This window comes from Corynebacterium sp. UBA4397 (genome assembly GCF_002390965.1).
GTDB classification, from domain to species: Bacteria; Actinomycetota; Actinomycetes; order Mycobacteriales; family Mycobacteriaceae; genus Corynebacterium; species Corynebacterium flavescens.
In genome coordinates this window covers 54,415-71,676 of the sequence record NZ_DGRD01000054.1, presented here as the reverse complement: position 1 = coordinate 71,676, position 17,262 = coordinate 54,415, and the positions used below count along the sequence as shown (strand labels likewise).

Genomic DNA, 17,262 nt, shown 5'->3' with positions numbered 1-17,262 from the left:
CGGCGCGGGCGCCTTACCCGTAAGGGCGGGACAGTAGTCTGGCAGCCACCCCACGCGCACTAGCCGTTAGGGCCACACAGGAGCCCAACGGCGACTTCCGGCACCCCAAAACACACCCCGGTGGGGAAACCAACAACGGGCAGGACTATGACTGTGCAGTGGTCATGATCCCGGGAAATACCGACAAGGGACTCGCTTATCACGCACTCTAAAACCCAGAAGAGCCGCCCACCGAGTATTGACCAAGGACCGACCACGGCTATCTGGGGATCAGCAAAGCCCCGTGTGACTGCGGATTAACCCTTCCACAGTTATACGGGACTTTGAGGCGCTACTCCCACTCGATGGTTCCCGGCGGCTTGGAGGTCACGTCCAGCACTACTCGGTTAACATCATTGACCTCGTTGGTGATGCGCGTAGAAATCTTCTCCAAGACGTCATAGGGAACGCGCGTCCAGTCCGCCGTCATAGCGTCCTCGGAGGATACGGGGCGCAGCACAATGGGGTTGCCATAGGTGCGTCCGTCTCCCTGCACGCCCACCGAGCGCACATCCGCCAAAAGCACCACGGGGCACTGCCAGATTTCGGCATCGAGGCCGGCAGCGGTCAGTTCGGTGCGGGCGATCAAATCTGCCTCGCGCAGCGTTTCTAAGCGCTCCTCGGTGACCTCACCGATGATGCGGATTCCCAGGCCGGGGCCGGGGAAGGGCTGGCGCGCGACGATCTCCTCGGGCAGGCCGAGCTGGCGGCCAACGGCACGGACCTCGTCCTTAAAGAGCAGGCGCAGAGGCTCGACGAGCTGGAACTCCACGTCATCGGGCAGGCCGCCCACGTTGTGGTGGGACTTGATATTGGCAGTTCCATCTCCACCGCCGGATTCCACAACGTCCGGGTAAAGCGTGCCTTGGACAAGGAAGTCCACCTTCTGGCCCGCCAGTACTCCGGCCACGGCGCGCTCGAAGGAACGAATAAACTCCGCGCCAATGGCCTTGCGCTTGGCTTCCGGATCGGTGACACCGGCCAGCTTAGCCAGGAAGGCTGCGCGCTCATCGGCGGTAATGAGCTTCGCGCCCGTAGAAGCCACGAAGTCCGTCTCCACCTGCTCGCGCTCCCCGGCACGCAGCAGGCCATGATCGACAAAGACACACGTCAGACGGTCCCCGATGGCGCGCTGCACCAAGGCTGCGGCGACGGCGGAGTCCACTCCGCCCGACAGGCCGCAGATGGCCCGGCCTTCCGGGCCGACCTGCTCGCGCACATCGGCGATGAGCTGCTCGGCGATATTCTCCGCCGTCCAGTTCTGCTCAAGGCCGGCGATCTCAGTCAAAAAGCGGGTCAAAACCTCTTGACCGTGTGGGGAGTGCAGCACCTCCGGGTGGTATTGCACGCCGGCCATGCGCTTGTCGACGCATTCCATCGCCGCCACCGGCGCACCCGCCGAGGAAGCGGTAACCACGAAGCCTTCCGGCGCCGCCGATACCGCGTCACCGTGGGACATCCATACTTTGTGCTTGGGCTCTAGTCCCTCGTGGAGCACGCCACCGGCAACCGATAGGTCGGTGCGGCCGTATTCGCGCTCGCCCGTGGAGGAGACCGTACCCCCTAGGGCATGATTCATGGCCTGGAAGCCGTAGCAAATACCAAAGACCGGTACGCCAAGCTCCAGCAGCTCGGGCTTGAGGGCGGGTGCCCCGTCTGCGTATACGGACGAGGGGCCTCCCGAGAGAATCAAGGCCGCTGGGTGCTTGGCCTTAATATCTTCCACGGAGGCGGAATTGGGCACGACCTCGGAGTAGATATTGGCCTCTCGCACGCGGCGGGCAATAAGCTGCGCGTACTGTGCACCAAAATCCACAACCAGGACAGGATTCGGAGTGGTGGTTGGGTTAGTCACGCGCACTAGTCTAACTCACGCATAGCAATAGTTAGGAAGCGTGCGCCTTGCCCATCTCCCCAGGGCTTTTAACCTGAGCCTTAGTCGAATGCCTCCGTCGCCGCCGCGGCCGCCCGATACAGCGCCAGGCGCACCGCCCTAATGCCTGGGTGCCGCTCCCTTCCGGCGCGCACAGCGGTAAACAGAGTGCGGGTGGGCTTGCCGGGGATTTCGACGATGCGCAGTCCCTCAAGCAGCGGCAGGAATAGCCGCGGTGCCAAAGAAACGGCGTGGCCGGTGCGCACTAGGTGCGCATGCAGGAAGGGATCAGGGGTCTCGAACTCGACGTTGACGCGGAAGCCATGACGCAGGCCTAGCTGCTGGGTGAACTTGCCCATTGCTAGCTCTGCTGGGTCGATGGCAAAAGGCACGCCCTCCAGATCATCGAACTCCAGGTGTGACCACGGTCCCGTGGTGGGGGTGATGAGGTAGATCGGGTCTTCGATAAGCAGCTCACGGTGGGTGGCCTCATCCGTCAACGGCATGTCCGCCTCGTATTCTTCCCCCAGAATCAGATCGACCGTGCCGGTGCGCAAGGCCTCGATGGCGCTTTCGACATCGCGCTGCATGATTTCCACCCGCAGCTCCGGATAGCGCTGGCCAATCTCCGTCAGCGCCGTGGGAAGAAACGAGGACAAGGCGGTTTGGAAGCTGGTGATGCGCAGGCGCCCGCGCACGCTATCGGTCGAAGCTAGGACCTCCGACTCCGCCTCATCCGCCAGCGCCAGAATCCTGCCCGCGTAATCAGCCAGCAGCTCGCCCTGCTCGGTCAAGCGCACCCTACGCCCCACGCGTTCGTAGAGCTTGACCCCTACTTCCTTCTCGCAGATGGCCAGCTGCTGGGAAATCGCCGAATGGGTGTAGCGCATCGACTGCGCCACCGCCGTGAGCGTTCCGAGGCGTTTGAGCTCAAAAAGCACCTTTAAGCGGTGGAAATCCAGCATAGAAGTGCCCCTTTAAGCTTTCGCGTTTCAAATTGTCATTTTTCCTAACATATATACTCGATAAATCCTAGCTCGACTAACGCTTTGGAATCATAAAGAATAGATTTCATGAAATCCCCGGTCGCAATTCTTTGCGTCATTAGTTCTTGTATCTCTCTCCAATTAGGCGCGGCGCTTGCGACCCAGCTCTTCCCCCATGCCGGCCCCTGGGCCACGGCTTCCCTACGCCTGCTCATCGCCGCCAGCTTCTTGCTCGTCCTCACCCGCCCGAAGGTATGGACGTGGTCGCGCGAGCAGTGGGTCTCCGTTCTCTGGCTGGGAATCTCCCTCGGCCTGATGAATGGATTCTTCTACGCCGCCATCGCACGCATCCCCCTCGGCGTTGCCGTCACGATTGAGTTCTTGGGACCTCTGCTGCTGGCCGCCGTCCTTTCTCGCTCGGCGCGAGACTTCACCTGCGTGGCCTTGGCCGTAACCGGCATGGCCCTACTCGGATTCGATTCCCTGACCAACAACCCGCTCGATGAAATCGGCGTCATCTTAGTGCTCATCGCGGGTGCATCCTGGGCTTTCTACATCTTGTCCAGCAAGAAAACCGGAAGGCTCATCCCCGGTCAGGGTGGCCTCGCGGTGGCCCTGGCAATCGGCGGCTTGGGACTGCTGCCAGCAGGAGGCTCGGGTACGTTGGTCATCATCAACGATCCTTACCTGCTCCTCATGGCGATCGGTACGGGCATCCTCGCCTCCCTCATCCCCTATTCCTTGGAGCTGGTGGCGCTGCGCCGGCTGGCCGCGAATACCTTCTCTATCCTCATCGCCCTCGAGCCCGTCTTCGCTGCCATGTTTGGCTGGCTGCTGCTCTCCCAAGGCATCACGACCTTCAAGCTCTTGGCCATCGCGCTGGTAGTCATAGCCTCCATAGGCCAAGCCGTTGTCTTGCCCTCTGTGCCTTTGCGCATGCACAGGGTCAGGCGCCTGCGCATCCCCCGCCGCGCCCATACCCGTGCGCAGGGATCAAAAAAGGACCCAATGCGCGTGGATCCAGCCAAGCCGGCACCCGCGCACATCGAGTCCTAATACATCTAGCGGATAGCCAGCCCCACCTTTTGGAAGGACTTGAGGTCGGTGTATCCGCACTTGGCCATGGCGCGCTTGAGCCCGCCCACCAAGTTCAACTGCCCCAGTGGATCGTTGGAAGGGCCATGGAGGACAACTTCTAGGCTCAACTCCACCCGTGCTGCAGCGGCAGACGCCGGGGTATATACCTCGGCGAGAGCGCTGCCCACCGGTTCAATGATTCCGCGCGGAAAGCGCGGGTGTCCAGCGGTAGAAGGCCAGTAGTAGCCCTTTCCACCGGCTTCCGCCGCCTGCGCGAGCACGGGTCCTAAGACCACGCCATCCGCGCCACAGGCAATGGCCTTGGCGATGTCTGCCGAGGTATGAATATCCCCGTCCGCCAAAAGGTGCACGTAGCGCCCGCCCGTCTCATCCAGGTAGTCGCGTCGAGCGGCCGCCACATCGGCGATAGTGGTTGCCATGGGCACGTCGATGCCCACTGTCTCTGCATTGGTGTTGACGCCAGAGCCCACGATGACGCCTGCGGCGCCTGCACGCATAAGGTGCAAAGCCGTGGTGTAATCCGCCACACCGCCGGCGATGACCGGAATATCCAAGGTGCCGATGAACTCCTTGAGGTTCAGCGGCTGCCCGCCCTGCTGAACGTGCTCTGCAGAAATGAGCGTGCCTTGGATAAAGAGGATCTCCGCACCCGCCTTGATCACAACGGGGGCCAGCTCGCGTGCACGCTGGGGAGAAACCCGCACCGCGACGGTGACCCCGGAGTCACGCACTTGGGAGATGCGTTCGCTCAACAGTTCCTCATTGAGCTCGGCCGCGTGAAGCTGCTGCAGGTTGGAAAGATCCTGCGGGTTGGACGTGACCTGAGCAATCGCGCCTTCCAGATCACGGTGACGCCCCCACAGGCCCTCGGCGTTAATAACACCCAGACCGCCCTGCTTGCCCATCTCGATGATGAACTCAGGCGTGGCCAAGGCATCAGTGGGATGCGAGACCAAGGGAGTATCGAAGGTATAAGCGTCAATATGCCAGGTAGTGTCCACGTCCTTGGAAGAACGGGTACGACGGGTAGGGACCAGGGATACTTGATCCAGGTCATAGGTGCGGCGGGCCTCGCGGCCGATGCCGATCTCTACGTAATCGCGCACGATAATCTCTTTCTTAACGGTAATTGGGGGCTTCGGCGATTTGCTGCAGGTGGTGGGGGTGAGATTCCTTCAGGCCCGCCGCGGTAATCTGCACAAAACGCTTGGTCTTGAGCTCAGCCAACGTGGCAGAACCGGTGTATCCCATGGAGGCACGCAGGCCACCGACGACCTGGTGAATGATCGCATCGATGCCGCCGCGGAAGGGAACGCGTCCCTCGACGCCCTCCGGCACCAGCTTGTCTTCGCTGCGCACGTCTGCCTGGAAGTAGCGGTCTTTAGAATAGGAACGCTTCTCACCGCTCAGGCCGCGGCCTTGCATGGCGCCCATCGAACCCATGCCGCGGTAGCGCTTGTACTGTTTGCCGTTGACCACCACGACGTCTCCCGGGGACTCAGCGGTGCCAGCCAGCATGGAGCCGAGCATGACCGTGTCCGCTCCAGCGGCAAGGGCCTTGGCGATATCGCCCGAGTACTGCATTCCGCCGTCCCCGATAACAGGAATGCCGGCCGGTGCGGCCACGGCCGCAGCCTCCATGATGGCGGTAATTTGCGGGGCGCCGACGCCGGCGACGACGCGAGTGGTGCAGATAGAGCCCGGCCCGATGCCCACCTTGATGGCATCTGCCCCGGCAGCAATCATGTCGCGGGCGGCCTCTCGCGTGGCCAGGTTGCCACCGATGACGTCGATACGCGAACCGAAGTCACGCTTCACGCGGGAGACCATCTCGAGCACGCGGTTGTTGTGCGCGTGGGCGGAGTCTACAACGAGGACGTCAACCCCGGCATCAACCAGCGCACCTGCGCGGGCATAGGACTCCTCCCCGGTACCAATACCCGCTGCAACCAGCAGGCGCCCGGAGGCATCCTTGGAGGCATCCGGGAATTGCTCAGACTTAACAAAGTCCTTGACCGTGATGAGGCCGATAAGCTTATTCTCTCCATCGACGATGGGCAGCTTTTCTACCTTGTTGGTGGAAAGCAGGCCCAGCGCCTCTTCCTTGGTGACGCCCTCCTTGGCAACTACCAGGGGCATTGCCGTCATGACCTCTGAGACCTTGCGGCTGAAGTCCTGCTCGAAGCGCATATCGCGGTTGGTGCAAATACCCAGCAGCGTGCCCTTGTCGTCCACGACGGGCAATCCGGAGATACGGAAGCGGCTGCACAGGTCATCGACGTCCTGGATGCTCATGTCCGGGGAGGCAGTAACTGGGTCTGTGACCATGCCGGACTCGGAACGCTTGACTATCTCAACCTGGCCCGCCTGCTCCTCGGTGGAGAGGTTCCGGTGCAAAACACCGATGCCACCTTGGCGTGCCATGCCGATGGCCATGCGGGCCTCGGTGACGGTATCCATGGCCGCGGAGGCGACTGGGACGCCGAGGCGAATATTGCGCGTGAACTGGGCCGAGGTATCGACCTCTGAGGGAACTACATGTGATTCGGCGGGCAGCAGCAACACGTCATCAAATGTCAGTCCGTGCAGGATAACTTTATTGGGATCATCTCCACCGGTGTGCACACGGTTTTCGCTCATAAGATTAGGCAACTCCTTCAAGGACCAAGACGTTTCGCGGATACCACAAACTGTAGTGCTTAAAGGGGGTCTAGAGGTAGTCACGAGCCTTGTCAATCTCTGCGACTATTGCATGTCTGCCTCAACCCCACCAACCTGCTACGCGAAAAATTGCCTTAAAGTCCTCGGTTCAATAGGCTCGCAGGCGTGAACTTCTTCGCAAACATGCCCCGCGACCCTTTCGCGGACGATCCCAATGACCCCGCCTCCTTCCTCGAGGAAGAAGAGCAGGCCCTTCCTCTTAGTGAGGAGGACCGCCTCGCCATCATCCACGATCTGGCACTGGTGCAGGAGTTTGCGCGCGTCCTTGGACCCCGCGGCATCGACGGCATCTTCTTCCTCTGTGAGGACTGCGAGGAGAACCATTTTTATGAATGGGACATCATGGCCGCCAACATGCGCGCCACTTTGGAGGGCGAGCTCTCTCCGGTCCACGAGCCCGGCGCGGCCCCTGATCCAAACCGCTACGTCCCCTGGGACTATGCCCTCGGCTTCTTGGACGGGCTTGACGCCCGCTAGTCTTTAGCGCCAGCGCCTTAAAAAAGACCGCCTCCACCAACCATGGATTGCGAACCATGGTGGGTGGAGGGGGTCTTTCTTTGTCTCTAGCTAAGGGGTGGGGGTGTGCCCGTCCGTCCCGCCGCCATGTGCGGGATCTGCCGAATCACTAGGCTCGGCAGGGTCCGTGGGCTCAGGCGCTGTACTCGTCGGTGTTACCGGCCGCGTGGAAGAACCCGGCGTGGTGGTGACGTAGACCGTCTCGGTTTCAACGGCAGTGACCGTCACGGTTTCTGCGCTTGGCGAAGCCGCCGGCGGCACCGATACCGGCGCAGGTGCAGCACCCGGCTCTGGGCTTCTTGTCACCGTGGTGGTGCTGCGCACAACTGGGGAGTCTTTAGACTCAGCCTGCGCAGCCCCTTCCCTGCTACGAACCAGCTTGCGGGCCTCCTCGAGCAGCTGGCGAGTGCCATCCATGTCTCCGGAGGCAACGCGAGAATCAATCTCCTCCAACTTGCTGGCCAACTCCACCGAGTCCGCATCCTGCGAGCCGAATACCGCGGCCTGAATTCCCGCGAGCGGCGAATCAGGTCCGGCATTAAAGATGGCCGTGCCGCTACCCGCAATGAGCAAGGTGGCCGCTGCAGCGCCGATAAGACCATGCATCAAAGGACGCCGCCGACGACTCCGCGCCGATTCTAGGGACATGACGGTGCCGCCGGAAGCCTCAGCACCGGCAGCGCCGTTATCAACGCCACTTTCCGCGCCACTGCCTGTGGCGCCTGCGAGAGCACCAAGCGGAACCTGCGGCATGGGTTGGTGCACTTCATCACGCAACTCCAGCAGGAGCCCGGCCAGTTCGTCTTCACCTTGGGAAGGGTCCTTGCCTAGAGAAAGCGCGTTTAAGAACGCGTCATCATCTCTCTTGACCATGGTGTTCTCCCTTCCTTTTCTTGGTACTTATCATCAACACAAAACCTATACACGAAGCCTCAAGACAAAGCCTTAACTCTGCGCACTGCCTGGCAGCTCACGCCGCCGAGGGGTAGTTCTGTCGAGCAGTTTCACTGGGCCTAGTCAAACTCCTGCGACCGAGACAACGCCTTGCGTAACTGAGCCAGAGCGCGATGCTGGGCTACGCGGACGGCCCCGGCCGTGGAGCCGACGATGTCCGCGGTTTCCTCAGCCGAAAGGCCGACGAACACCCTCAAAATAATGATGTCCCGCGCCTTGTCACTTAGTGTATCGAGCAGGGCTCTTGCTCTGTTACTACCGTCTAAAACCAAGGCAAATTCCTCGGGGGGATTGCCCTGCCCCGTTACCTCCGGCACCTCATCGGTGGGATTGGAATGATCGCGGCCCATTGCCCGGTGTGCATCGGTGACCTTGTTGAAGGCGATCCCGTAGACATAGGCCATAAACGGCCGCCCTTTATCCTCATATGATCCAATAGAGGTGGAGACAGCCAGACAGATCTCTTGGGTCACATCTTCCGCGGTGGGATGACGCCCTCCCCCAATGCGCGCCCGGCAATAGCGCAAAACCGGCGGATAGATAAGGCTCACGAGTTTATGCAGCGCGCGGCGATCGCCAGCAACAGCCGGGGGAACGAGTTCCGCCAGCTCTCTTTCGCTCTCGCTGCTCATGGCTGTCCTTAAGGTCTTTGATAGTACAAATCTATCTTGTCACATGACGAGAGAAAATCTGCCACCAGCCTTCTTTGCTTGCGCTCACAGAAACCCCGCGTACGCCCCCTTTTTGGGGCCTCGCCCATCAGCTCCGAAAGTTCATTAAGCGTTAACCTACGACGTTTACGCTGTTCAATCGTGGCAGAAACACGATCGATACGCACGGAAAACCTGGTGGCAAGAAGCTGGTAACCGGGCGTTCACCGAGGCAAGAAACACTACGAGACGTCGTGTTCGCGGCAGATCCCAGCACGGAGCACGTGCCGCGAACAAACACTAGCGAGCAAATTCTAGATCGAAAAGTTCCCCTAAGGAGACCTCGAACGTGTCCCAGCCAAACCTGCTTCCCGGACCCAACGCAGACTTTTGGGATTGGCAGCTGCAAGGCGCCTGCCGCGGAGAACAGTCCGATGTGTTCTACCACCCAGACGGCGAGCGCGGCCGCGCCCGTGCGCAGCGCGAAAACCGCGCTAAGGCAATCTGCCATTCTTGCCCGGTTTTAGAGCTGTGCCGCGAGCACGCCCTCAAGTCCGCCGAGCCCTATGGGGTGTGGGGCGGCATGTCGGAGGCCGAGCGGGTTGTCGCCCTGCGCTCCCGTCGCCACTCAGTGGTCAACGCTTAAGGTAATCGGCGAGGTAGCGCCCGGTTATTGATTCAGGAACCTCAAGAAGCGCACGGGGAGTGCATGCGGCAACCAATCTGCCGCCGGCAGTGCCCGCCCCCGGCCCCAAGTCGATCACAAAGTCAGAGTGCGCCACCACGCCGAGATGGTGATCCACACAGATAACCGTGGTCCCAGAATCAGCAAGACGGTCAAGCAGCGCTAGGAGCGTCTCCACATCCGCCAGATGCAGCCCGGTCGTAGGCTCATCAAGGACGAGGACATCCTGCGTGGATTTCTTATCGGATAGGTGTACCGCCAGCTTAAGGCGCTGCCTCTCTCCTCCCGATAAGGTGCTTAAAGGCTGTCCGAGCGCGATATAACCCAAGCCCACGTCCACTAAAGTGGCACAGATCTTCGCTGCCTGCGGGACCGAATTCGCGCGGAAGAACTCCGCCGCTTGCTGCGCCGGAAGCTCGAGGACCTCGGCGATGTTCTTTCCGCCAAACCTGTAGCCGAGCACGTCCTCGGAGAAGCGCCGTCCCTCACAGACCTCGCAGGGCACGTCCACCCCGCTCATCACGCCAAGCTCCACATGCACCACGCCAGCGCCATTGCAGTGCGGGCAGGCGCCGGCCGAGTTGGCAGAAAAGAGCGCCGGCTTCACCCCATTGGCCTTGGCAAAAGCTTTACGGATGGGCTCCAGCGCACCTGAATATGTAGCAGGGTTCGAGCGCCGCGAGCCCCGGATAGGCTCCTGGGTTAGAAATTGCATCCTTTCCCGCGCCTGCGAAGGAATACAGGCTAGCAGCGAGGACTTACCAGAACCAGCCACGCCCGTGATGACGCTCAGCACCCCGAGCGGCAGGTCTACGTCGACCTCGCGCAGATTATTGCGCGCAGCGCTACGAATCTCAATGGCCCCTGCCACGGGCCGCGTTTCTTCCTTGAGCCGGACGCGGTCGGCGAAGTGTTTCCCCGTCAAGGTGGGTGCGCTGCGCAGCTTGGCGACGTCGCCAGTAAAGACAATCTCTCCGCCCCTCGCCCCCGCTCCCGGGCCCATGTCGATGACGTGATCTGCAATGGCGATGGTCTCCGGCTTGTGCTCGACAACGAGGACGGTGTTGCCCTTGTCCCGCAGCCGCAACAAGAGGTGGTTCATTCTGTCGATGTCGTGGGGATGCAGCCCGGAGGTGGGCTCGTCGAATACATAGGTGACGTCGGAAAGCGCGGAACCCACGTGTCGCACCATGCGGGTGCGCTGGGCCTCACCGCCAGAAAGCGTGCTGGTGGGGCGGGAGAGGCTGAGGTAGCCCAAACCAATCTCGATGGCGTTGGACACGGCACGGGAAAGCGCCTCAACCAGTGGGGCAACCCCCGGTGCATCGATGCCGGCCAACCACTGCGCGAGAGCGCCCAACTCCATCTCGCTGACCTCAGCGATGGACTTGCCCCCCAGGTAAGACTGTCTGGCATGGCGCGCGAGCCGCGTGCCTTCACACTCGGGACAGTCCACGAATACCACCGCGCGCTGGACAAACTCGCGCAAGTGCTTTTGCAGGCTCTCCGGATCCTTGGCCAGCATCGAAGCCTTCATCCGCGGCACCAAGCCCTGGTAGGTGACATTGATGTCCCCCACCTTCACCTTCTTATCGGCGCCATAATAGAGCAGCTCTTTTTGCTTCTCGTCGAAGCTCCTCACCGGCACGTTCACCGGATAGAAACCAGAAGCCGCGTAGGACTTCCAAGTCCACGTCCCCACCTTCATGCCAGGAATGAGGATAGCGCCCTCCTCCAGGCTGAGATCTTCATCCACCACGGCGGAAAGATCTATCTCACTAGCGCGCCCCAAGCCCTCGCAGGCCGGACACATGCCTCCGATGCGCTCGAAGCTACGCACCTCCTTTACGCCGTTCACCTCCAGCGCGCCCTTGCCTGAGGCCGAAGGAATGTTGAAGGAATAAGCAGCGGGACCTCCGGCGCGCGGCTGCGCGGCGCGGGAAAAGAGCACTCTCAAAGAACCCGTGATGTCCGTGGCCGTTCCAAAGGTGGAGCGCGCATTCGGAGCCAGCGGTTCCTGGCCCACGATGATGGCTGCGGTAAGCCCCTCGAGTTCCTCGACATCAGCGCGGGCTTGGGAGGGCATGAATACCTGCACGAAGCCGGGGTAGGTTTCATTGATAAGCCGCTGGGATTCGGCGGCGACCGTGTCAAAAACCAGGGAGGACTTCCCGGAACCAGACACCCCGGTAAACACCGTCAGCTTCCGCTTGGGAATGTTGACGTTTAATCCGCGCAGGTTATTCTCCCTGGCACCAACGACTTTGATGTACTCCTGCTCGATCACGCTGCCAGTCTGCCAGAAAATTCAGTGCAGGTTTCCAGTAGGCATGAGAAAAGGGGCGCCACGCTGCTGCGTGACACCCCTTACCAGAGCCGGAGGCTCTTTGGATTACTTCTCTAGATTCCCCTTAGTGGGAGTGACCATGAGGAGCGGCCGGAGCCTGCTCCTCAGCCGGCTTTTCCACTACGGAAGCCTCGGTGGTAAGGATCATCCGCGCCACGGAGGTGGCGTTAACCACTGCGGAGTGGGTGACCTTGACCGGATCGATGATGCCTGCGGAGACCAGGTTGCCGTACTCGAGGGTGGCGGCGTTGAAGCCTTCACCGTTGGCAGCCTCTGCGACGTGGGAGACCACGACAGAACCGTCAAGTCCTGCGTTCTGGGCAATCCAGTAAGCGGGGCGGGTCAGCGCGCGAGCCACGGAAAGCACGCCCACCTTAGCCTCGCCCTCGAACTCCTCGGCGTAGTCCTTGAGCACCTTGGAAATCTGAACCAGGACAGATCCGCCGCCGGCGATGATGCCTTCTTCGACCGCAGCACGAGCGGCGTTGATGGCGTCCTCGACGCGCAGTTTACGCTCGTTAACCTCGGTCTCGGTGGCGGCACCGACGCGGATAACCGCGACACCGCCGGAGAGCTTAGCCAGACGCTCCTCGAGCTTTTCCTTGTCCCACGTGGACTCGGTGCGCTCAACCTCACGGCGGAGCTGCTCGCGGCGAGCCTCAACGGCCTCGGCGCTGCCTGCTCCGTCGACAATGACGGTGTCATCCTTGCTGACGGTGATGCGGCGAGCGGAACCGAGTACCTCGAGGCCTACCTCGTTGAGGTTGACTCCGACCTCAGGGTCAATGACGGTGGCACCGGTGACAACTGCAAGGTCGTCGAGGAAGCCCTTGCGACGCTCACCAAAGTAGGGAGCCTTGACCGCAGCGACCTTCAGAACCTTCCGGATGGAGTTGACTACCAGCGCCTGCAGCGGCTCTCCCTCGACGTCTTCCGCGACAATCAGGGTGGGCTTGCTGGATTCCGCAATCTTCTCCAACAGGGGAAGGAAGTCCGGCAGGGAGGAAATCTTGTTACGAACCAAGAGGATTGCGGCATCGTCCAAGACGGCGGTGCTGGTCTCTTCTTCCGTGGCGAAGTACGGAGAGAGGTAGCCCTTGTCAAAGGAGATACCCTCGGTCACGTCCACGGTCGATTCGATGGACTGCGATTCCTCAACAGTGAGGACGCCGTCCTTGCCAACCTTGTCCATGGCGCCGGCGACCATCTCGCCGACCTCAGGGTCACGGGAGGAGACGGTGGCGACCTGAGCGACCTCGCTAGAGGTCTTGACAGGAGTAGCGCGAGCCTTGAGCTCTTCTACTGCCTTGTCTGCGGCCGCGGCGATACCGCGGTTGAGCTCAATGGGGTTGGCACCGGCCGCAACGTTACGCAGGCCCTCATAGACCAGTGCCTGTGCGAGCAGCGTAGCGGTGGTGGTGCCGTCACCGGCAATGTCATTGGTCTTGACGGCCACGGACTTCACCAGCTGTGCGCCGAGGTTCTCAAAAGGATCTTCTACGTCGATGTCACGCGCGATGGTAACGCCGTCATTCGTGACGGTGGGTCCCCCAAAAGACTTGGACAATACGACGTTGCGGCCGCGTGGTCCGAGGGTCACCTTGACGGCATCCGCCAGCGTATCGACACCACGCTGGATGCCCTCACGGGCTTCCTGGTCGAATGCAATTAGCTTTGCCATAGTTGAAACGCCTTACTTCTCGATGACAGCGAGCAGATCACGAGCAGAAAGCAGGAGGTACTCCTGACCGTCATACTTCAGCTCGGTTCCGCCGTACTTGGAGAAGATAACAGTATCGCCCTCGTTCACGCCGACGGGGATGACTTCACCCTTGTCATTGCTGCGGCCGGGGCCTACAGCGATGACGGTTGCCTCTTGTGGCTTTTCCTTCGCAGAATCCGGAATGACGAGACCGGATGCGGTGGTGGTCTCTGCCTCTACGATCTGAACGAGAACCTTGTCCTCGAGCGGCTTAATGCTTGCCATGATGATTCCTCCGTTAATGAATCAGTGAGTTGTATGTGCCGGTTGCGGATGTCCAGCACAGCCGTCGTCGCGGGTGAACAACTGTGGGTCAAACAACCTATTAGCACTCTACCCTCGCGACTGCCAGCCCTCAACTACGCAAGGCTCATTAACTGTTCGCCCCTCGCGAACAGGAGGAAAGGCCAGCACAACAACGTGTTCAGCCTAGAGAGAGTTCTCCGAGTTAATCACTGCGGCACGCCAGAGATGGTATTCCTCCGGCATGTCTTCACGGTAGTTCTTTACAGCGCGGATGCCGTGGTCCACCGCATCCATGACTGCGTCAATGGAGTCATCCTTCCCAGCGGAATCAACAAAAATAACTGGACCGCAGATTGCGCGAATAGGATCCTGGAGGAAACGCGAGTTCCCCGTATCGGCAGCGTTGCGCGCGAGCGAGGCTACCGGGTTAGGCTCAGCGCCATCATGCTTGGCTTGGGGGTTATAAAGCGCGGCATAAGTAGTTCCATCATCTTGAAAGGCCACCGAGACTCGCCCCTCGGTGGCGCCGCCAAGAAACTGATTAGCGTGTTCGAGTTCGAAGTCGATTTTGCGGTGGCTGAGATCCGGATTAACAAGAAAACCAATGGTCATGACGGCAGAGAGCTCCTTTAAAAAAGGCAAAGAGGACAGTAATGTCTCGCACACTACCGCCCTCTTTGGGACCCTGCATCCGCAGGACAGCGAACCTTAGGTTAACAACGGGGTTTCTACGTCCATCTGCGTATCTGTGCCCACACCCAGACCAGAAGGCTGCGCCCCTTCATGAATCAACTGCGAGGCAAGCGCCGCGATCATCACGCCATTATCGGTGCAGAGCTTGAAACGCGGCACCCGCAACTCGATACCAGCCGCAGCGCAACGCTCCGCCGCCAGTTCCCGCAGCCGAGAATTCGCCGCCACGCCACCGCCCAAAAGCAGCACCTTGGCCCCGCACTCCTGACAAGCGCGCACTGCCTTCGCGGTGAGCACGTCCGCGACGGACTCTTGAAAGGAGGCGCAGACATCCTCGATGCTGATAATCCTGCCCTCCTTCTCCGCTTTTTCCACGTAACGAGCAACCGAGGTCTTGAGCCCAGAGAAGGAAAAATCATGGCGATGCTCGCCGCGCAGATCCTCCGCACGAGACAGTCCGCGCGGGAATGCGATGGAGGCCTCGCCCCGCCCCGCCAGCTTGTCGATGGCGGGGCCTCCCGGATACCCCAAACCAAGCAAACGCGAGACTTTGTCATAGGCCTCGCCGGCGGCATCATCGAGGGTCGTGCCGATTTCCCGCATGGGCTTGCCCACGGCCTCTACCTCCAGCAGCTGCGTGTGTCCCCCCGAGACGAGAAGCGCCACAGCATGGGGCAGACTCTCACCTTCCAGGTTTGCCACGGCAACGTGCCCGCCCAGGTGATTAACCCCGTAGAAAGGCACCCCCCACGCCGCCGCATAAGCCTTGGCGGCAGACGCGCCCACCAGCAGTGCCCCGGCGAGTCCCGGGCCAACGGTAGCAGCGACGGCATCGGGCTTGTCGATGCCGGCTTCCTCCAAGGCCGCCCGCATCACCTGCGGCATGGCCTCGAGGTGCGCGCGCGAGGCAATCTCCGGCACTACCCCGCCGAAGCGGGCGTGCTGCTCCATCGACGAGGCAACGGCATCCGCCAAGATCTCCATGTGACCGTCTGCGGATAGCTCAATAATGCCTACCCCGGTCTCGTCGCAGGAGGACTCGATTCCTAGGACTTTCATCTCTGACTCTTTCTCATTCGAACCATGGTGTGCGCATCCGCACCGGAAGGCTGATAATAATTTCGGCGGATTCCCTGCTTGATAAAGCCATAACGCTCATAGAGCGCCAGCGCTGCGGTATTGCCCACGCGCACCTCGAGGAATACCGGCGCATCCTGTGAGTCGGCGATGTGAACGATGTTGTCCATCATCATCGCGCCGACGCCGCGGCGTTGCGCCTGCGGGGCCACCCCAATGGTGTGGATCTCGTACTCCGGATCCGTGGCTGGCCCCAACAAGGCGAGTCCGGCGTAGCCGAGGAGAAGCCCTTCTTCCTCCACCCCGAAGTAGAAGTTGAAGGGCTGGGAGATCTCTACCTGGAAAACATACTTAGACCACGGCGTCTCACCGGGAAAGAGCAGCTTCTCCAGCTCCGCGCAGCGCGCGGCATCCGCGGTCACGAGCTCCCGCAGGTTCACTTGGTGACCTCAGAAAGAGCGGAAGAACGCGGTTTCGGTGCCGGCTCCTTAGCATCTGGGCGCCGCAGGTACAGCGGCACGAGCGGAGCGGGTTGCGCTTGTAGATCCGCAACCACCACCAGATTCGCTGGGAGTGGGCCCGCACTGTGCGTGGGCAGAGCCCGTAGGCTCTCCGGCAACTGTGTGGCGAGATTTGCTGGAATGATGACGGCATCTACATCTGTGCCCGCAACGGTGTCCAAGATGGCCGGCTTACACACCTCGGGTCCATCGATGCGCTTTCCTTCCTCGTAGGCGGCCCAGTAGACCTCCTTGCGCCTAGCATCGGTAGCAACCAGAACCTTGCCGGTGGTGGCGTAACCGATGGCGTCGTGGGTGCACACCCCGTGCACCGGAACGCCTAAAGCATCCCCTACTGCCGAGGCGGTGGCCATGCCTACCCGCAGGCCGGTAAAAGGCCCCGGACCGCAGCCGACGACGACGGCGTCGATATCAGCGAAAGCCATTCCCGCAGCTTCAAGCAGCTCCGTGATGGTGGGAATGAGCATTTCATTATGGGCACGGGTATCTTTAAGAATCCGCTCCGCAATCAACCCGGAGGCGGGATCTACCAAGCCGGTGACAAGATCGGTGGTGGCAGTGTCAATGGCAAGGACGTTCATTTAGGCCGCCAAGACCCAGCCACCCTCGCCGGTGCGGGCGAAGGGCAAAAGCTGGAAAGCATCTACAGCGCCCTGGATCTGCTGGGTAGAGCACACATCGATATCCGAGCGCTTGGCATATTCAACAAAGGAGTTTCCAGCGGTATCCACCGCAACGATGTAGTTATCCCCCTCCGGGATCTTGCCATCGACAAAGGTGAAAGGCTCGAGGTCTACCCCGCCTTGTTCCATATCAGCCTCGGAGAATCCAGGACAGACAAAGACAACGCCGCGCCACTGCTCACCGTAGAAATCCGCTGGGGCCACTGCCATCATGGTGAGATCATCCGGGGCGTTTTCCAAGGTGTGAGCCAGCGTGGATTTGGTTGGTGCCGCCTCCCGCATCATCGTGGTAGCGACCAGCACCATCATGACCACGATGAAGGCCGCGATGACGAGCGTGACTATATTGCGCGCAAGCTTAGACATTGAGTTGCTGTGCTCCTTGGAAACGGATTGAAACAGAAAAATACG

General features: G+C 60.9%; 17 protein-coding genes. 3 read left to right on the top strand and 14 right to left on the bottom strand.

Going from position 1 to position 17,262, the window contains the following annotated elements; genetic code table 11:
- Positions 1-331 precede the first annotated feature (331 nt).
- Positions 332-1,894, bottom strand: coding sequence for a glutamine-hydrolyzing GMP synthase (gene guaA / locus B2696_RS11445; RefSeq protein ID WP_276623661.1), 1,563 nt, complete (start codon positions 1,892-1,894; stop codon positions 332-334).
- Positions 1,895-1,974: 80 nt separating this feature from the next.
- Positions 1,975-2,877: a LysR family transcriptional regulator gene (locus tag B2696_RS11440; protein WP_286955529.1), complete on the bottom strand. Its 903-nt coding sequence runs from the start codon at positions 2,875-2,877 to the stop codon at positions 1,975-1,977.
- A 108-nt stretch (positions 2,878-2,985) separates the two neighbouring features.
- Between B2696_RS11440 and B2696_RS11435 the strand changes: the two genes are divergently transcribed.
- Positions 2,986-3,954 carry an EamA family transporter gene (locus B2696_RS11435; RefSeq protein WP_075729184.1) on the top strand — a complete coding sequence of 323 codons (969 nt, stop codon included), beginning with the start codon at positions 2,986-2,988 and terminating at the stop codon, positions 3,952-3,954.
- A 5-nt stretch (positions 3,955-3,959) separates the two neighbouring features.
- On the opposite strand, the gene B2696_RS11430 is transcribed toward B2696_RS11435, so the two are convergent.
- Together B2696_RS11430 and guaB are read right to left on the bottom strand one after the other, a co-directional pair.
- Positions 3,960-5,102, bottom strand: a complete 1,143-nt coding sequence (locus tag B2696_RS11430) for a GuaB3 family IMP dehydrogenase-related protein (RefSeq protein ID WP_075729183.1) — start codon at positions 5,100-5,102, stop codon at positions 3,960-3,962.
- Positions 5,103-5,115: 13 nt separating this feature from the next.
- Entirely contained in the window at positions 5,116-6,636 is a 1,521-nt protein-coding gene (gene guaB / locus B2696_RS11425; RefSeq protein ID WP_286955526.1) for an IMP dehydrogenase, read from the bottom strand.
- A gap of 186 nt (positions 6,637-6,822) precedes the next feature.
- On the opposite strand from guaB, the gene B2696_RS11420 reads away from it, so the two are divergent.
- Positions 6,823-7,194 carry a DUF5319 domain-containing protein gene (locus B2696_RS11420; protein ID WP_075729181.1) on the top strand — a complete coding sequence of 124 codons (372 nt, stop codon included), beginning with the start codon at positions 6,823-6,825 and terminating at the stop codon, positions 7,192-7,194.
- A 90-nt stretch (positions 7,195-7,284) separates the two neighbouring features.
- Here the strand turns inward: B2696_RS11420 and B2696_RS11415 are convergent, their stop codons facing one another.
- Together B2696_RS11415 and B2696_RS11410 are read right to left on the bottom strand one after the other, a co-directional pair.
- On the bottom strand, positions 7,285-8,106 hold the full coding sequence (locus tag B2696_RS11415) for a hypothetical protein (protein ID WP_286955524.1): 822 nt from the start codon (positions 8,104-8,106) through the stop codon (positions 7,285-7,287).
- Between the two features lie 140 nt (positions 8,107-8,246).
- Positions 8,247-8,819 carry a sigma-70 family RNA polymerase sigma factor gene (locus B2696_RS11410; RefSeq protein WP_286955522.1) on the bottom strand — a complete coding sequence of 191 codons (573 nt, stop codon included), beginning with the start codon at positions 8,817-8,819 and terminating at the stop codon, positions 8,247-8,249.
- Positions 8,820-9,186: 367 nt separating this feature from the next.
- Between B2696_RS11410 and B2696_RS11405 the strand changes: the two genes are divergently transcribed.
- Positions 9,187-9,483, top strand: a complete 297-nt coding sequence (locus B2696_RS11405; protein ID WP_075729178.1) for a WhiB family transcriptional regulator — start codon at positions 9,187-9,189, stop codon at positions 9,481-9,483.
- Here B2696_RS11405 and B2696_RS11400 read toward each other — a convergent pair.
- The 8 genes from B2696_RS11400 to B2696_RS11365 all read right to left on the bottom strand — a co-directional run bounded on the left by B2696_RS11400 (position 9,473) and on the right by B2696_RS11365 (position 17,217).
- A complete protein-coding gene (locus tag B2696_RS11400) occupies positions 9,473-11,806 on the bottom strand; it encodes an excinuclease ABC subunit UvrA (protein ID WP_286955533.1) in 2,334 nt (777 codons plus the stop codon). The two genes, B2696_RS11405 and B2696_RS11400, sit on opposite strands and share 11 nt — an antisense overlap.
- 127 nt (positions 11,807-11,933) lie before the next feature.
- Positions 11,934-13,550, bottom strand: a complete 1,617-nt coding sequence (gene groL, locus B2696_RS11395) for a chaperonin GroEL (protein ID WP_286955519.1) — start codon at positions 13,548-13,550, stop codon at positions 11,934-11,936.
- A gap of 12 nt (positions 13,551-13,562) precedes the next feature.
- Entirely contained in the window at positions 13,563-13,856 is a 294-nt protein-coding gene (gene groES, locus B2696_RS11390) for a co-chaperone GroES (protein ID WP_075729176.1), read from the bottom strand.
- Between the two features lie 204 nt (positions 13,857-14,060).
- Entirely contained in the window at positions 14,061-14,489 is a 429-nt protein-coding gene (locus B2696_RS11385) for a hypothetical protein (RefSeq protein ID WP_075729175.1), read from the bottom strand.
- 96 nt (positions 14,490-14,585) lie between these two features.
- A complete protein-coding gene (gene tsaD / locus B2696_RS11380) occupies positions 14,586-15,629 on the bottom strand; it encodes a tRNA (adenosine(37)-N6)-threonylcarbamoyltransferase complex transferase subunit TsaD (RefSeq protein WP_286955518.1) in 1,044 nt (347 codons plus the stop codon).
- Positions 15,626-16,087: a ribosomal protein S18-alanine N-acetyltransferase gene (rimI, locus tag B2696_RS11375; RefSeq protein ID WP_075729173.1), complete on the bottom strand. Its 462-nt coding sequence runs from the start codon at positions 16,085-16,087 to the stop codon at positions 15,626-15,628. The genes tsaD and rimI overlap by 4 nt, the downstream gene beginning before the upstream one ends.
- The gene (tsaB, locus tag B2696_RS11370; protein WP_286955516.1) at positions 16,084-16,749 is read right to left on the bottom strand and encodes a tRNA (adenosine(37)-N6)-threonylcarbamoyltransferase complex dimerization subunit type 1 TsaB; all 666 of its coding nucleotides are present in this window, start codon (positions 16,747-16,749) and stop codon (positions 16,084-16,086) included. The genes rimI and tsaB overlap by 4 nt, the downstream gene beginning before the upstream one ends.
- Positions 16,750-17,217, bottom strand: coding sequence for a hypothetical protein (locus tag B2696_RS11365; RefSeq protein WP_075729171.1), 468 nt, complete (start codon positions 17,215-17,217; stop codon positions 16,750-16,752).
- Positions 17,218-17,262 lie beyond the last annotated feature (45 nt).

What these genes read in the sequence shown, in the direction of transcription:
- B2696_RS11440 (WP_286955529.1), bottom strand. Translation starts at nt 2,877, where the DNA reads ATGCTGGATTTCCACCGCTTAAAGGTGCTTTTTGAGCTCAAACGCCTC.
- B2696_RS11415 (WP_286955524.1), bottom strand. Translation starts at nt 8,106, where the DNA reads ATGGTCAAGAGAGATGATGACGCGTTCTTAAACGCGCTTTCTCTAGGC.
- groL (WP_286955519.1), bottom strand. Translation starts at nt 13,550, where the DNA reads ATGGCAAAGCTAATTGCATTCGACCAGGAAGCCCGTGAGGGCATCCAG.
- B2696_RS11385 (WP_075729175.1), bottom strand. Translation starts at nt 14,489, where the DNA reads ATGACCATTGGTTTTCTTGTTAATCCGGATCTCAGCCACCGCAAAATC.
- B2696_RS11435 (WP_075729184.1), top strand. Translation starts at nt 2,986, where the DNA reads ATGAAATCCCCGGTCGCAATTCTTTGCGTCATTAGTTCTTGTATCTCT.
- B2696_RS11410 (WP_286955522.1), bottom strand. Translation starts at nt 8,819, where the DNA reads ATGAGCAGCGAGAGCGAAAGAGAGCTGGCGGAACTCGTTCCCCCGGCT.
- tsaD (WP_286955518.1), bottom strand. Translation starts at nt 15,629, where the DNA reads ATGAAAGTCCTAGGAATCGAGTCCTCCTGCGACGAGACCGGGGTAGGC.
- tsaB (WP_286955516.1), bottom strand. Translation starts at nt 16,749, where the DNA reads ATGAACGTCCTTGCCATTGACACTGCCACCACCGATCTTGTCACCGGC.
- groES (WP_075729176.1), bottom strand. Translation starts at nt 13,856, where the DNA reads ATGGCAAGCATTAAGCCGCTCGAGGACAAGGTTCTCGTTCAGATCGTA.
- B2696_RS11365 (WP_075729171.1), bottom strand. Translation starts at nt 17,217, where the DNA reads ATGTCTAAGCTTGCGCGCAATATAGTCACGCTCGTCATCGCGGCCTTC.
- guaB (WP_286955526.1), bottom strand. Translation starts at nt 6,636, where the DNA reads ATGAGCGAAAACCGTGTGCACACCGGTGGAGATGATCCCAATAAAGTT.